This is a genomic window from Rossellomorea sp. ABR4_012, assembly GCF_056159545.1.
This window is the reverse complement of sequence record NZ_JBSWVK010000005.1, coordinates 175,602-191,087: the sequence shown is the minus strand read 5'-3', so window position 1 is coordinate 191,087 and position 15,486 is coordinate 175,602. Positions and strand designations below refer to the sequence as shown.

Below are 15,486 nucleotides of genomic sequence, written 5' to 3'. Positions count from 1 at the left end.
GAGATAAAATGAATATAAATAATTATATACGTTTTCTACCTGTCAAAGGGGAGTAGCTATAGGCTTCGGCCTAAACAAAGTCGTCATTTCATGGAATTTTCCATCGGCTTTGTTGGCATTATGTTCAATGCTAAGCAAGACCTTTGCCTTATTAGGCAAGGGTCTTTTTTATTTTTCTGAAATTCCTTGCCTAACAGAAAACGAACAGTGAAAACAGGAGGGACTTATATACTATGGATGCAACGATGTTATTGGAATACGGATGGGTATTGCTAATCCTGGTGGGGCTGGAAGGAATCCTGGCAGCCGATAACGCTGTGGTCATGGCTGTCATGGTTAAGCATTTACCTGGAGAACAGCGGAAAAAAGCACTGTTTTATGGGTTGTTGGGTGCGTTTATATTTAGATTTCTTGCTCTTTTCATGATTTCATTCCTGGTGGATGTGTGGCAGGTTCAAGCAATAGGGGCAATATACCTTTTCTATGTTGCCATTCATCATTTTATCAAAAAGAAAAAAGATAAAGGTGTCGTTGAAGGGGAGCCAGCCAACGCTAAAGGTTCCGGCTTTTGGACTACGGTGCTGAAAGTGGAGCTTGCTGATATTGCTTTTGCTGTGGATTCAATGTTAGCTGCCGTGGCTCTTGCTGTCACCCTGCAGCCTGCTGGATGGTTTGAAATAGGGGGGATCGACGGAGGACAATTTTCAGTCATGTTCCTTGGTGGTGTCATCGGACTTGTCATCATGCGGTTTGCGGCAACCTGGTTCGTTAAATTGCTTGAAAAATATCCGACGCTTGAATCCACTGCTTTTTTAATTGTTGGATGGGTCGGTGTAAAGTTGGCAGTATTCACTTTAGCTCACCCTGAAGTAGCCATTTTAGATCATCATTTTCCTGAGTCCAAAGGCTGGAAAGCTGTCTTCTGGAGTATCCTTATACTGCTTGCAGCCGGTGGATATTTATTGTCCAAAAAGAAAGCAAAGAAAACAGAAGTCCATGATACAGAAACCGGAACAGAATAATCGATTAAAGAAAGCTGATGCTGCGTTCATTCGCAGCATCAGCTTTTTCTTATTTCTCAGTATTTTCAGGGGTTGATATGGGAAGGGAATATCACACCAAAATAGGAAATTTTAATTTTTTTCTGCCAGCTACCCCCTTAAAAAAAATAACCTAAACGTAATTCCTGTAATAGAGCGGCCGCTTACAAAAAAACAGAGGTGTTACATATGACAAAACAAAAACAACTAAAAATCATGAAATCTACACTGGCTGTATTACTTGCAGGATCTGTTTCTTTCTCAGGAACTTCGGCATTTGCTAATACGGATAGTGAAAGTTTTGACACTGTTAATATCGAGCAGAAAGAAACGGATTCGAATACAAATGTACAAGTAAATGATGAGGCGATTATCGACTCAGTTAAAGAAGAAGTCGAGAAAATAGAGGAATCCACTGAAGCGCCATCTTTATTACCGGGTGATTTCTTTTACTTTGCAAAGCTTGCATTAGAAAAAGTAAAGATTGCTTTCACGATGGATGACAGCAAAGAAGCAAAATTGCTTGCTGAATACGCAGCTGAGCGATTAGCAGAAGCAGAAGCTTTATTTCAAGCAGGACAAGAGGAAGAAGCAATCGCAGCAATCAACAAAGCAATTGACATGATGAACTCTTTTGAAGATAAGTGGTCAGATGAAGGTGATACAGAAGATGATACTGCTTCTGAAGGTACAGATGATGTAACGGAAGAAGACGCTTCAACTGAAGAAGACAAAGAGACTGATTCAACCGAAGAAGATAAAACAACTGAAGATAGTGCTGATAATGAGGACACGGATGGATCAGTTGATTCAGAAGAAAACACAACTGACGAAAATACTGATACAGAAGAAAACACAGGGGATGCAGCAACAGAAGACAAGGAAACTGAAGAAATGAAAGAGCTGATGTCCCAAAATATTGTAGCTTTAAGTGCTGCACTTGAGAAAGTGAAAAACCCTAAAGCAAAAGCCGCTTTACAGAAAAATATTGAAAAGAGCTATGCAAAATTAGCTGAAAAGCTTGCTAAGTTTGAAGAGAAATGGGCAAAAGAAGAAGAGACAGAGGAAACAACAGAAAATACAACTGAAACGACAGAAGATACAACAAAAGATACAACTGAAACAACAGAAGAAACAACAGATACAACTACAGAAGATACAACTGGTGAAACTCCTGTAGAAGAACAACCAACTGAGGAAGAAATTGATCCTGCACCGGCACCGGTAAAGGCAGATAAAAATGAAGTGAAAGAAGAGCGTAAAGCAGCTAAACAAGAAGTTAAAGAACAGCGTGAAGAAAGAAAGCAGCAGGCAAAAGAGCAGCGAGAAACGATGAAAGAAGAAAGAAAGCAAGCTAAAGAAGGCCGAAAAGAAGAGAGAGGCCAAACTGAAAAGCATGAAAATAAAGGTCAAGGACATGAAAAGAACGACCATGAAAAAGGGCAAGGTCAAAAAGGGAACGGACATAACTAATTTTGCGGCTATAAAGAAAAGGATGAAACATCTTGCAGGATGAACAATTTTAAACCATCAGTCTGAAGGGGGAAATTAAGGCTCTAATACACCATTATATAGTAAACTAAGAAAAACTTAGTGGAAGTATATGAGGGTGAAAAGCCGCTTTGAGGACCCCTTCCTCTCTATTTTCCATTGAAAAAAAGCAGCTTATTAGTATAATAGTTTGCAGGATGGGGTGAGACTGATGCTAAATTTATTACTATTTTTACTAACGAAAAAAATGAAGAAGCCATCACTTGAAGAATTGGCTATAGACATTCAAAGTGGTGACGAGCAGCTGCTTAATATGGTCATCAATGATTATAAACCATTTATTAAGAAAACAGTTTCTTCTGTCTGCAAGCGGTATATACATGAAAGTGATGATGAATTTAGCATCGGTCTTATTGCGTTTCATGATGCCATCTTTAAATTTAATAACGATCGTGGAGCTTCTTTTATCAGTTTTGCAGAAGTGATCATTAAGCGTAAGGTGATCGATTACATCAGAAAAAACGGGAAGTTCCAGGATATCAGTATTGACAAGAATCTTATCGGAAATGAGGAAGACTCTCAAGCATTGACCATCGAACAGGTAGTATCGGTGGAGGAATACGAAAAGCAGGAAGACAGCCTGAAAAGAAGAGAAGAGATAATTGATTTTCAGGAACAACTTTCTCATTATAATTTGTCGTTTACAGATCTTGTTGAGCAGTCTCCGAAACATGAAGATGCGAGGCTCAATGCAATTGAAATTGCAAGAACAGTCGTCACGTCGAATGAATTAATGAATTACCTCATGGAGAAAAAGCGTTTACCTATAAAAAAATTAGAAAAACAGGTGAATGTCAGCAGAAAAACAATAGAGAGAAATAGAAAATACATAATTGCCGTTTCTCTGATCATGATTGGAGATTATGTGTATTTAAAGGATTACTTAAAAGGGCGGTTAGATATATGAAAAAAGGGATCATTATGGAAATTAGACGTGATGTACTCATTATGATGACGCAGGATGGACAATTTATGAATGGAAAGAAAACACCAAACAGGAACTATTCGGTTGGTGAAGAAATTCCTTTCTCTCCTGTTAACAAAGAAAGACACGTAATGAAGTGGGGTTGGAAGACAGCCGCCTCGATTCTGACAGCAGCGATCCTAATGATCACCCTCTTCTCCACAGAATTCCTTCAGAGTAATAAAGCATATGCATACGTTTCTGTGGACATTAATCCTAGCCTTGAACTTTCGTTAGACAAGGAACAGCAAGTAATTGCCATTACTCCATTTAATGAAGATGGAAAAGTCCTGATAAAGAAATTGAAGGATTGGAAAAATGAAGAGGTAAGCGATGTCGCGGAAGAAATCCTACGTTTGAGCGAAAAACTTGGTTATTTGAAAAAGGGTCAAAATGTATGGATTACCTCCACATTTACAGATTCGTCGAAGGATGAAACAAATTCAGCATTGCTGAAAGACTTGAATGACTTCGTTAAGGAGTATAACAATCTGCACAGTTCTGAAATTATCATGAACGAAACAACAAATGATGTTAGAGAAGAGGCTGTAAAGAAAGGTATAACTGCGGGTACTCTTCTTAAAGAAACAGTGAAGAAAGACAAAAAAATCATTGATAATCCTCTAGATGATGAGGAACCTTCTGTTAAAAAAGCAAACCAAGACAAAAAGGCAGAAATTCCAGCAGTATCTAATCATAATAAGTCGGATGAAATAGATGAGACAAATGATTTGAAACAAAATAATAATGCTGCCATAAATAAAAAAAGAAGTAATGGGGTTGGAAATAATAAAAGTTCGGAGAAAAATAGAGGCAGCGAAGGAAATAATGCTTCAAACCGAAATTCTTCTTCTCATAAAGAGCGGGTTGAATCCGATAACCGCTCATATGACCATAAAAAAGACAAAAATAATAGCCCATCAGATAATCGCTCGAAAAAGAATGAGAAAAAAGACAATATAAATCGCCGAGAAAATAAAAATCAGGGAAACGGTCAACATACTGACTCCATTCATGAAAAAAGTAATGAAAACAAAGAGAAAAAGCATTAATGCACAAAATTGCTGAAGCTCTTTGATAACTATTTATAATGAAAGGCTCATTCATTTCGAATGAGCCTTTCATTTACTTTATTCAATATATGTAATAGCTGGCCGGCGGCTGCCGGCCAGCTAAGCCATATTATTTAGTTTGTCCGCCTGAAAGTTGAGATTGAGCTTGCTTTACAAGACGCTTTGTAATTTCTCCTCCAACTGAACCGTTAGAACGAGAAACAGTGTCAGACCCAAGCGTTACACCAAATTCCTGAGCAATTTCATATTTCACTTGATCAAGATATTGCTCAACACCAGGCACTAATAGTTTGTTACTGCTTCTAGCCATAGTGATATCCTCCTTTTAAAAAACGTGAAGCTTAATTGCCTCCGTAACAGTAGTATTTGTATATTACTGGTCTTCATTAGTGGTAATATTTGATTCAGCTGCCAGACACCCGTGCGTGTAATACATATAGTATGCGAAAAGAATTTAAAAGAAAGAATAAAATAAAGGGGAATCTGCTTTTTTTCCTTTCTTTCCATGTCCATTTTATTTAAGATAGATAAAGTAAACGATTATTGCTTTGAAAGGGAAGTACATATGTGGTTAATTTTACGCTCCAAACTAAACAGGTTAACGCCGGCGCAAGTAATTGTCACCTATTATCTACTTGCAGTAACAGTGGCAACCATATTATTAAGTCTGCCTGTTGCCCATAAGCCCGGGGTGGATTGGAATTTTATAGATGCTTTATTTACTTCTGTAAGTGCGGTGAGTGTCACAGGTTTGACAGTTGTCAGCACAGCGGATACATTCAGTACAACTGGAGTCTTCTTGTTGATATTTGTCCTTCAGTTTGGAGGCATTGGGGTCATGGCTGTAGGAACGTTCTTCTGGCTGCTCGTAGGGAAGAAAATCGGCTTAAAAGAGCGTCAGTTAATCATGACAGATCAAAATCAGACCAATTTATCAGGTTTGGTAAATCTACTAAAGCAGATACTGCTTCTGATTATCATTATTGAAATAATAGGAGGACTTACTCTAGGGGTGTATTTCCTGGGTTATTATCCTACCTGGCAGGAAGCGTTCATACATGGGTTATTCGCGTCGGTAAGTGCTACCACGAATGCAGGTTTCGATATAACGGGACAATCGTTGATTCCATTTAAACATGATTATTTTGTTCAATTCATTACGATCGTCCTCATTACTATGGGAGCGATCGGATTTCCTGTCCTTATTGAGACAAAGGACTTCTTGATGAATAGTAAAAGGAGCAAGCATCATTTTTCGCTTTTTACGAAAATCACGACCTTGACGTTCGGATGTTTATTAGTGTTCGGAACATTAATGATTATCATACTTGAATATAATCATTTCTTCAGAGGTATGGTATGGCACGAATCCTTCTTTTATGCGTTGTTTCAATCTGCTTCTACACGAAGTGGAGGACTTGCGACGATGAATGTTGCAGAATTCTCAACTTCGACCTTATTGTTACTGAGCGGCCTGATGTTTATAGGGGCGTCTCCAAGTTCAGTCGGCGGCGGTATCAGGACGACAACATTCGCTTTGAACCTTTTATTTCTCTTCCATTTCTCAAGAGGTAATCAAACAATAAAGATCTTCAGAAGAGAAATCCATGAGCAAGATATCATTAAGTCTTTGGTAGTCACGATTGTAGCAACGATTCTGTGCTTTGTTTCAATAATCATTTTGTCTTTGACAGAAAGCCATTCTTTAATAGAAATTATTTTTGAAGTTGCATCAGCCTTTGGGACGACAGGATTATCATTGGGGATTACTTCAGAGCTTTCCACAATTGGTAAATGCGTCATTATGATTCTGATGTTCATTGGGCGTGTAGGAGTCCTGTCCTTCCTATTTATGATCGGAGGAAAGGAAAAAACGGCAAACTATCATTACCCAAAAGAGAGGGTAATCATTGGATGACAAAAACGGTGTTGAATTTCAACACCGTTTTTTTATGTTTAAGACAAACTTATGTAGAGAAGTCGAGCCGTCATTTTGTTTTCGTATGATTGTTATTTTAGTACAGAATAAGGCACGTCAAATATGATCCATAGACCAATAATGACCATAAAAGAAGCAGCCCAGGCATAAATCGGCTTTTTATGATGGATGATAAGCATGGAAAGCATCATAATATTGAAGGCGATGTCCCAACCGAAATGCCAGCCGTGGTGATAGGTCATAATGCCAACATAATGAGTCAAGCCCTCAGTTGTGCCGAAAATCACCGTCCAGAAAAGAACCCATAGAATCTTTCTTGGAAGGGCCTCAGGGAGCCTGCCAATAAAGATAGCAACGGTGACTGTATATTGAACCATCATTTTTAATAATGCAATGATGGTATGATTTAGTTTTAAGCTCTGGGATAAATGGTCGGCAGCTTGGAATTCCCACATTGAATAATCATAAAGCAGGAATTGAGAGAGTAAATCCCCAATGATAAAAAATAGTAATGTCGGATAGAAAGAATGGAACTCCTTCCAATTACCGAACTTCCATCCTGCCAATGCATATGTAAGTAAAAAAACAATGATCATGTTATTTCCTCATTCATTTTTTTTTAGTCTTTGGTAAATACCTGCATTTATTCATTTTTATATGGTTATTGTTTCTGAAACAGTTTCCTGAATGAGCATAAATACAATAGGGAAAAGTAATCATTAAAGGAGATGATGAACATGGCCAAACGTAAAGCACAGCATAATGCTGCTGAAAAAAATAATAAAACTCCATTAAAAAATAAACAAGAAACTGAATTTGCTGCAGAATACACCCATGGTGAAGATACAAGCAAAGGAAAAAACAGGAACTCTGCCAAAGGCATGAAAGGCAGAAGCTGATGAAGAAGAAAAAGGAAACAGTCCGGGAAGAATTCGGTCAAGAGTTTGGAGATGTTAATGCAGCGAAGCTCATAGAAGCTTCATTAAAAGATAACAAGGAACAAAAAGAAAATAAGAAAAAGTGCTAAGCGGAATTTCGCTTAGCACTTTCATATTAATTATTTTACAACATTTTCAATGAAGAGCTACCTGATTAAGTGGATACACATTCCTTTTCAAATAAAAAGAGGGAGGAATGACCTGTTGAAGGTTCAAAGTAGGCCAATACGTATTGATTCCTGCCATCTTCTGAAATGATGGTTTCGAGCAGTGTGTGTTTATAGACTTCTTTTTCAGACAAGCTTAACTCCATGAAGTCCTTTCCGGCAATATGAGGAGATTGTAAGAGTTCCTGATAAATGCCTGATCGTTCTTCCTTCGTCATTTCATGTTCCCACCAAGGTTTACGCGGCTTGTACTTTTGATTTCTTAAGTAATCCACTTTCATGAGTCCTTCAATAACGTTCATATCATGCTTTTCTTGAGATGAAAGGAATTCATATAACCTTTTGAAAAGATCTTCCAGCTGGTGGCCGATCCTGGACCATCCGCGTCCTTCCCAATACGACCCGAACTGTTGAAAGAAATCAAATGGGGTGTCGAAACAAGTCGTAACAAGGTATTCAACCGTCTTGTCCATCCTGTGGTCATTCCAATATTTTTCAAGCACATCCTCAACCTGTTTGATTCGTACGATATCATCAAAAGATAATACATTATTACCCAATATCTCATAAGGGGAGTGATCCATATAGGTGTATTGATGATCATTCGCGCGTATTCTTAAACCGGTTCCGCGAAGCATTTTCAGGAAACCTAATTGAAGCTCTTCAGGGCGGAGTTCAAACACATCGTTAAAGGTTTTACGGAATGAATGATAGTCCTCTTCAGGAAGCCCTGCAATCAGGTCTAAATGCTGATCGATTTTCCCGCCGTCTTTTACCATGGTTACCGTTCGTGTAAGCTTTTTATAATTTTGTTTCCTCATGACAAGATCGTTCGTTTCATCGTTGGTCGACTGCACACCTATCTCAAATCTGAATAATCCAGGAGGTGCTTCTTTATTAAGGAAATCAATGACTTCCGGCCGCATGATGTCTGCCGTGATTTCGAATTGAAAGACAGTTCCGGGAAGATGCTCGTCAATCAGGAATTGAAACATTTCCATCGCATAACTCCTGCTGATATTGAAAGTGCGGTCAACAAACTTTATTGTCTTTGCTCCGTTCTTCATCAGGTAACGGATATCTTCCTTCACCTTTTCGCGGTCAAAGTACCTTACTCCGACTTCTATGGAAGAAAGACAGAATTGGCATCGAAATGGACAGCCTCTGCTCGTTTCGATGTATGTCACCCTCTTTGAGAGATAAGGAAGGTCATCTTCAAATCTGAATGGGGAAGGGACATTGCGCAAATCAATTTTATTCTGCTGCGGCTTAATGACCGGTTTTTCATTTTCTAAATAGGCAATTCCATGTACCTTAGACCAATCTTCCTCACCATTTACTTGCTCAAGGAGTTGTTTAAAGGTTTCTTCCCCTTCACCCAGCACAATGAAGTCCACATCGCCTTTCAAGCGTTCAAGCCAGTAAGGAACGTCATAAGTTACTTCAGGACCGCCAAGAACAATCTTTACTTCCGGAAGGATCTTTCGAAGTACTTGAATGACTTTGATCGTCTCTTCAATGTTCCAAATATAACAGCTGAATCCAACGACATCCGGCTTTTTGGAAAACAGGTCAGTAGCAATATTCAGGATCGGATCCTTTATCGTGTATTCGGCCAGATCAATTTCATATTCGGGCTCTATATAAGCTTTCAGGCAGCGTATGGCGAGATTGGTATGAATATATTTTGCATTTAACGTACTTAATACGACTTTCTTCATTAAGAATAACTCCTTCTTTACTTCATCAATCCACACTTTATGGATGATATATTCTTCTAAAACCATTCTTTGATAACTATATCAGCGTATTGACGACTGCTCTACCCATTTTATCTGAGGTGGCGAGAAAGCTCAATATTTGTCTAAAAGTAATTCGAATTTATTGTTTAAATAAGAAGGATTTTAGAGAAAAGTTCCGAATAATATAAAGTATAATCGTTAGTTTGGACAAAATGTATGGTATATATTGCTTTCTCTTATATAAATGAAAAAAAGGGACTGACCCATTGTATATGTGGTCAGCCCTTTATCGGTGTAGAGAGTTAATATCATCCAGCTGCGGCGCCTAGCCCCTCGAGGTCATAAGCTAAATGGCTCAAGAAGGCAAAGAACGCCTTCCAGACCCATTCATCTTATGCTTGTCGGGGCTGAACGAGCCGCCTCCGCTTTTGGTATCCTCCAGCTCCGGGGCTTAGAGGCACATGTCATAAGTCAAATCGTCCAAGAAGGCAAAGAACGCCTTCATGGCCCATTCGCCTTATGCCACACGCCTCTGAGCAAAGCCCCTCCGCTTTTGGTATTACCTTGTTTTCATCTCTCTTTTTGAGAGGAACTTTTGAAGTTTTGTCGATTTGAGCTCAATGATGGGCTGGGTAATGGATGTAAACAGCTTTGTTGAAAAAATGATCGTCAATACGAGCGAGACCGCCAGCAGCAATAATAGACTTGATGTGGGATCGATGTAATTTTTAATTTCACTTACCCTGAACAAACGGATAATAAATCCGTGAAGCAAGTATACGTAAAGTGTATTTTTCCCCCAGTTCGTAAAGAATTGTTCTTTATTTGGTACAAATGTGTAGAAACTGAAAATCATCACGATATTGAGGGAATATACAAATGCCCTGACTCCTAAGCTGATGACGTCATTCCATTCGAAATCTCCATAAGGCTTTGATCCCAGCAGCCATTTGTCTGAAAACTCCGGAACGAAGTACATTCCTAAGAAAACCAGTATGAACATTATCCCAGCAAATATTCGGGCTTTCGCAGTTTTGAAGTATTCAAAATGCTCTTTTTTCATGTAGTAGCCCAATAGGAAAAATGGAAAGAACACAAAAGTTCTTGATAAACTTAAATAAGTTGAGATTTCATCTATAAAACCAATCAACAGACCGAGAGCAAACGCTACAGATAAACCTATTAGCGGCTTAAATTTAAACCATTTAATAAACACATACAGCAGTGCGTTCCAGCAGAACAAACTGATAAGGAACCATAATGACCAATGTGGATTCAATGGATCAAGTTCAAATGTTGATTTGTCGTATAGGAAATAATAATAAATCGTATAAATCAACTGGAACACGATATAGGGCAAAATCAGCTTTTTGGCGAGTTTTCCTATATAGCCTTTCTTATAAAATCCTTTTGCGAATAAGCCTGCAACTAATATGAAAGCAGGCATATGGAATGTGTAGATTGTTTTGTATAGCGAGAGAATAATGGGATCACTCTCTATATATGAACGGATTATGTGTCCAAAGACCACTAAAAAAATTAAAATAAATTTTGCATTATCAAAATATGAATCACGTTGTTTCATCTTCATCACCGTCTTTTTGTCAAAGGTTTACGTTAATTAAATTTCTACCCTAGAATACAACGTGCAAAACCTGAATTTCATTGTTAATTATCACCAATAACATGCGGTACTATTCAAACAACACAGCAGTTAAGCCGAAAGTCGTCTTTTAACAAAATAGGGGGATGTAGAAATGACTAAAAGCAGCAAGTTGGAAAATCAATTATATAAGGAAGAATGTCATCCTATTGATAGGGAAATTTGCTTAGCATCACCAATGGCAATGTTTGTAATAAATGATGAAATGAAAATTTGTCAAGCGAATGATCAAGCATGCAAAATACTGAAGACTGAACTTTCATCGTTGACCGGCAAACTGTTCAACAGCTTTTTCACTTCTGTTCCATCCCCGATCGTCACTCACTATCAGGAGGTGATGGAGTCGGGAAAGTCTCTTGAAGACGAGACGTTAATGAATACTATAGACGATAAAATCATCCATATTGAATTGATTCTCAAAAAATCCACCATTTCTACTAATGCATACCTGTACTTTAAAGATGTGACCAAATCCAAAGAGAGTGAACGAAAAGATCATCTCAACGTTCACCTGCTTTCTAATATTTTCCAGAATGCTTCAGAAGGGATCATCCTTTTCGACCTTGAAGGAAACATCAATGATGTGAACCAGGCGTTCTCTAAACAAGTAGGCTTAAATAAAAAGGAAATTATCACACGTAATATACGTTCGTTCATTCCTGAAAACTCCCATTATAAAATCGATAAAATTAAAGAGCTGCTTACTAAGAATAGAAAAGCAAGAGGAGAAATTCCGATAAAAAGGGAAAATGGAATTTCCATCGTAGAATTTACCACAAGCCCCTTTGTTCACCATAAGCTTCATATGGCGATTCTTAGAGATGTGACGGAAAGAAGGCAAATGGAGATTCAGGTGAAGAGGAATGAAGAATTATTCAAAGGCTTATTTGAAGAAGCGATCGATGCAATCGTCCTATGGGACCAGGACGGAAGGGTTTTAAAAGCAAATGCCTCTGCCCTCAAGATTTTTGAGTGCTCCTTATCCGAGCTTTTATCTAAAAGAATAAAAGACTTTGTCTACCCGTTAGAAAACCAGAAGTTTGATCTTGTGATGGATCATTTGTACAAAAGCGGTGCAGTAAGAGATGAAGTTCTCTTTCTGATGCCTAATAATCAATTGAAGCATCTGGAGTTCACGTCTAAGCTCCATTCCGTTGATGGATACAATATGACGATCTTCAGAAACGTAAGTGAGCGATATCAGATGGAAAAGGAACTGAGGGAAAGTGAAGAGAGGTTCCGGAAAATTTTCGAAGGATCATTGGATGGTTTATTCCTGACGAATCATAATTATGTAGTGGTTGATGCAAATCCTGAGGCAAGCAAAATATTAAATCTCGACAAAGATCAGTTAATCGGGAAAGACGTACGCGAAATATTAAGCATCAAAGCTGATGACGAGGCTTATCATGATTATTTGGTACAATTAAAAGAAGAGGGGCAGTCAAGCTTCTTGAAAACATTCCGCTCTCATGATGACAGGCTGCAGTATATCGAATTATCATCTAAATATAATTTGCTTTCCAATCTTAATTTGACAATCATCCGCGACATCACTGAACAAATGGAGATGCAGGAACAGTTGAGAAAGTCAGACACCCTAAGTGTAGTAGGAGAGCTGGCAGCAGGCATTGCACATGAAATCCGTAATCCAATGACTGCTTTAAAAGGGTTTATCCAGTTGTTGGAAAATAGTGTAGGTAAAGATCATGAAATGTACTTTAATGTCATTACGTCAGAATTGCAGAGGATTGAGTCGATCATTACAGAATTCCTTGTCCTGGCTAAACCGCAGGCTGTGCAGTATCAGGAAACAAATCTTATAAAAATCATGAAAGATACGGTTGAGCTGTTAAGTGCTCAGGCTACCATGCATAACGTTCAATACAATGAAGTGTATCAGGAAGGGCTGCCGCCCATATTTGCAGAGCCCAACCAATTAAAGCAAGTGTTTATCAATATCATCAAGAATGCCATTGAAGTCATGACCCAGGGAGGGTTGATCACAATTGGCATTCATGAAACCAAAGATGATTTCGTTCATATTGAAATAAGGGATCAAGGGAGCGGAATTTCCAGAGATAAGATCAAAAAGCTTGGTGAACCTTTTTATACGACGAAAGAACGTGGAACTGGACTTGGACTGATGGTAAGTTTTAATATAATAAAAGAACATAATGGTAGAATTGAAGTAGAGAGTAAAATAGGGGAAGGAACTGTTTTTCATATCTATTTACCAAAGATGTAAGGAGATGAGCATTCATGTCCGTCTATTCGCTGTTTATGGAAAGTCCAATTGGAGTCTTGGAGCTACGGGCTGATCACGAAAAATTGTTATCATTAGAGTTTACATTTGAAAACCAAACTGCCACAGAGACAGAACACCCAATATTGATTGAGGCTGAACGTCAATTGCAAGAGTACTTCAGAGGAGAGAGGAAAAAATTTACACTCCCTCTAAAAGTAGAAGGAACAGAATTTCAACAGGAAGTATGGAATGCATTAGCAGAAATCCCGTACGGGGCAACCTGCTCTTATGGGGATGTAGCGACAAGTATTAATAGACCCACAGCCGTCAGGGCAATAGGGCAAGCTAATAAAGCTAATAAGTTTCCCATCATCATCCCTTGTCATAGAGTGATAGGAAAGAACAAATCATTAACCGGCTATGCAGGGAAGCATGTAGATAAGAAAGAAATTCTGCTGAGCCTTGAACATGCCAAGTAATGTATAAAGCATTTTTCTACGGGAAAATGCTTTTTTTGTTTGGCTTTTTTTATAGGTTTAAAATATTTTTACGAATCTATTGTCATTTCAGTCTAATTAGATTAATATCTAATTAGATACTAATCTAATTAGGAGGGGTAAAGGTGCAGCTGGATAAACAAGTGGCCTTTCATAAAACACTGGGTGATCCCACACGTATCAAAATTGTCCATCTCCTGTCAGTTGATTCACTGCATGTCGGTGCAATAGCAGGGAAATTGGGCTTGACAGCCCCAACGATTTCACATCATCTCAACAAATTGAAGGAATGCAATCTTGTATACTCCAGAAGAGAAAAAAATACGATTTATTATTTTTTAAACAAAAAAGTGCTTGCGCATCATGCAAGTGTACTTGATCGTTTCACCATTCAAGGGGAAGGGGATTCTGAAATGCACGAGAAAATAATGAAAGAGAAACAAAAAGTGATGAATAACTTTGTTGAAAAGAACGGACGGTTTAAATCCATACCGGCTCAACAGAAGAAGAAACTTTTTTTGCTTGAGCACATGGTGGAAGGGTTAAAGATTGGAACGAAATACAGTGAAAAGGAAATCAATGAATACATCAAGCAATTTCATGATGATTTTGCAACATTGAGAAGAGAGTTCATCATTCATCAGTTCATGTTCAGGGATAATGGTATTTATGAAGTGAACCCAAGGGAAATGTGGGGGTCAACTCCCTTGTATAAGCAGTGACAAAGAGAAAGATACCTTCACATATGAAGGTATCTTTTATTCATGTTTGATAGCCGGGAAAAAGAATATTAATAGAATTCAGGACGGCGGTCTTGGAAAATGGGTATTTTCTTTCTTACTTCTTCGACTTCGCTCATATCGATTTCTGCAGTAACCAATTCTTCTTCACGGGTTCCTTCGGCCATGATTTCACCCCAGGGACTAATGATCATCGAGCAGCCCCCAAACTCATTTTTTGGATCGCTGCCAGTACGATTACAGGCGATGACAAAACATTGATTCTCGATTGCCCTTGCCAATAACAGGGTCTTCCAGTGGGAAATTCTTTCTGCTGGCCACTGTGCCACCACGAACACTGCTTTCGCGCCGTCAATCACATGTTTTCTGATCCATTCAGGGAAACGGATATCATAGCAGATCATACCCGCCATCTTTGTATCCATCAGAGTGAATAAGCCATTTTCTTTACCTGGAAGCAAGTAATGATGCTCATCCATTAATTTAAATAGATGAAGCTTTGTGTACTGTTTAACGATTTTGCCGTCTTTATCAGCTACAATAAGGTTGTTGGCAATCCCATCCTTTGATTTACTTGCAACCGATCCGCCAACGATATGAAGCGAAAAGCGAGAGGCTAGATCAGAAAGAAATGCTGAACTCTCACGTGCCTCTTCATCGGCAATCTCATCGATTCTCGTTAAGTCATATCCTGTCGTCCACAACTCAGGAAAGACGAGGATATGACAACCTGCTTCACTCGCCTTTTTTACCCAATGTTGAACTCTTTTTTTGTTTTCAGCGGGGTTTCCAAATGTAATATCCATTTGGGCGAGTCCGATTTTTTTAATCAAAATAACACCTCTTTTTGACCATGATATGGAATTTTCACTTTACAATCTTTACTTTACGTTATATCATTTGTGACTAGAATTTGAAAGTAAA

Annotated in this window: 15 protein-coding genes and 1 riboswitch; of the genes, 10 read left to right on the top strand and 5 right to left on the bottom strand. The window is 38.4% G+C overall.

The features are described from left to right. Nucleotides 1-35 precede the first annotated feature (35 nt). Nucleotides 36-132: riboswitch (yybP-ykoY riboswitch) on the top strand. 101 nt (nucleotides 133-233) lie between these two features. The 4 genes from ACXAFV_RS19090 (at nucleotide 234) to ACXAFV_RS19075 (ending at nucleotide 4,607) form a co-directional block, all read left to right on the top strand. Next, entirely contained in the window at nucleotides 234-1,022 is a 789-nt protein-coding gene (locus ACXAFV_RS19090; RefSeq protein WP_475128799.1) for a TerC family protein, read from the top strand. Nucleotides 1,023-1,229: 207 nt separating this feature from the next. After that, nucleotides 1,230-2,513, top strand: a complete 1,284-nt coding sequence (locus ACXAFV_RS19085) for a DUF5667 domain-containing protein (RefSeq protein WP_475128797.1) — start codon at nucleotides 1,230-1,232, stop codon at nucleotides 2,511-2,513. Nucleotides 2,514-2,742: 229 nt separating this feature from the next. Then, nucleotides 2,743-3,498, top strand: a complete 756-nt coding sequence (gene sigI / locus ACXAFV_RS19080) for an RNA polymerase sigma factor SigI (protein ID WP_475128796.1) — start codon at nucleotides 2,743-2,745, stop codon at nucleotides 3,496-3,498. Then, nucleotides 3,495-4,607: an anti-sigma factor domain-containing protein gene (locus ACXAFV_RS19075; protein ID WP_475128794.1), complete on the top strand. Its 1,113-nt coding sequence runs from the start codon at nucleotides 3,495-3,497 to the stop codon at nucleotides 4,605-4,607. Before sigI ends, ACXAFV_RS19075 begins: the two co-directional genes overlap by 4 nt. A 130-nt stretch (nucleotides 4,608-4,737) precedes the next feature. Here the strand turns inward: ACXAFV_RS19075 and ACXAFV_RS19070 are convergent, their stop codons facing one another. Next, on the bottom strand, nucleotides 4,738-4,938 hold the full coding sequence (locus tag ACXAFV_RS19070; protein ID WP_032089084.1) for an alpha/beta-type small acid-soluble spore protein: 201 nt from the start codon (nucleotides 4,936-4,938) through the stop codon (nucleotides 4,738-4,740). 255 nt (nucleotides 4,939-5,193) lie between these two features. Here ACXAFV_RS19070 and ACXAFV_RS19065 point away from each other — a divergent pair, with 255 nt between their 5' ends. Beyond that, entirely contained in the window at nucleotides 5,194-6,546 is a 1,353-nt protein-coding gene (locus ACXAFV_RS19065; protein WP_475128792.1) for a TrkH family potassium uptake protein, read from the top strand. A gap of 92 nt (nucleotides 6,547-6,638) precedes the next feature. On the opposite strand, the gene ACXAFV_RS19060 is transcribed toward ACXAFV_RS19065, so the two are convergent. Next, the gene (locus tag ACXAFV_RS19060) at nucleotides 6,639-7,163 is read right to left on the bottom strand and encodes a CBO0543 family protein (RefSeq protein ID WP_475128790.1); all 525 of its coding nucleotides are present in this window, start codon (nucleotides 7,161-7,163) and stop codon (nucleotides 6,639-6,641) included. A gap of 141 nt (nucleotides 7,164-7,304) precedes the next feature. On the opposite strand from ACXAFV_RS19060, the gene ACXAFV_RS19055 reads away from it, so the two are divergent. Then, nucleotides 7,305-7,466 carry a hypothetical protein gene (locus ACXAFV_RS19055; RefSeq protein ID WP_475128789.1) on the top strand — a complete coding sequence of 54 codons (162 nt, stop codon included), beginning with the start codon at nucleotides 7,305-7,307 and terminating at the stop codon, nucleotides 7,464-7,466. After that, entirely contained in the window at nucleotides 7,466-7,594 is a 129-nt protein-coding gene (locus ACXAFV_RS19050; protein WP_475128787.1) for a hypothetical protein, read from the top strand. Before ACXAFV_RS19055 ends, ACXAFV_RS19050 begins: the two co-directional genes overlap by 1 nt. 65 nt (nucleotides 7,595-7,659) lie before the next feature. On the opposite strand, the gene ACXAFV_RS19045 is transcribed toward ACXAFV_RS19050, so the two are convergent. Both ACXAFV_RS19045 and ACXAFV_RS19040 read right to left on the bottom strand, forming a co-directional pair. Beyond that, a complete protein-coding gene (locus ACXAFV_RS19045; protein WP_475128786.1) occupies nucleotides 7,660-9,393 on the bottom strand; it encodes a B12-binding domain-containing radical SAM protein in 1,734 nt (577 codons plus the stop codon). A 580-nt stretch (nucleotides 9,394-9,973) separates the two neighbouring features. Beyond that, nucleotides 9,974-10,999, bottom strand: a complete 1,026-nt coding sequence (locus ACXAFV_RS19040; protein ID WP_475128784.1) for an acyltransferase family protein — start codon at nucleotides 10,997-10,999, stop codon at nucleotides 9,974-9,976. A 172-nt stretch (nucleotides 11,000-11,171) separates the two neighbouring features. Between ACXAFV_RS19040 and ACXAFV_RS19035 the strand changes: the two genes are divergently transcribed. The 3 genes from ACXAFV_RS19035 to ACXAFV_RS19025 all read left to right on the top strand — a co-directional run bounded on the left by ACXAFV_RS19035 (nucleotide 11,172) and on the right by ACXAFV_RS19025 (nucleotide 14,544). Then, a complete protein-coding gene (locus ACXAFV_RS19035) occupies nucleotides 11,172-13,325 on the top strand; it encodes a PAS domain S-box protein (protein WP_475128782.1) in 2,154 nt (717 codons plus the stop codon). Nucleotides 13,326-13,339: 14 nt separating this feature from the next. After that, nucleotides 13,340-13,804 carry a methylated-DNA--[protein]-cysteine S-methyltransferase gene (locus ACXAFV_RS19030; protein ID WP_475128779.1) on the top strand — a complete coding sequence of 155 codons (465 nt, stop codon included), beginning with the start codon at nucleotides 13,340-13,342 and terminating at the stop codon, nucleotides 13,802-13,804. A 143-nt stretch (nucleotides 13,805-13,947) separates the two neighbouring features. Further along, a complete protein-coding gene (locus ACXAFV_RS19025) occupies nucleotides 13,948-14,544 on the top strand; it encodes a DUF2087 domain-containing protein (RefSeq protein WP_475128777.1) in 597 nt (198 codons plus the stop codon). Nucleotides 14,545-14,612: 68 nt separating this feature from the next. Here the strand turns inward: ACXAFV_RS19025 and ACXAFV_RS19020 are convergent, their stop codons facing one another. Further along, a complete protein-coding gene (locus ACXAFV_RS19020) occupies nucleotides 14,613-15,395 on the bottom strand; it encodes a carbon-nitrogen family hydrolase (RefSeq protein WP_475128776.1) in 783 nt (260 codons plus the stop codon). Between the last annotated feature and the right edge of the window lie 91 nt (nucleotides 15,396-15,486).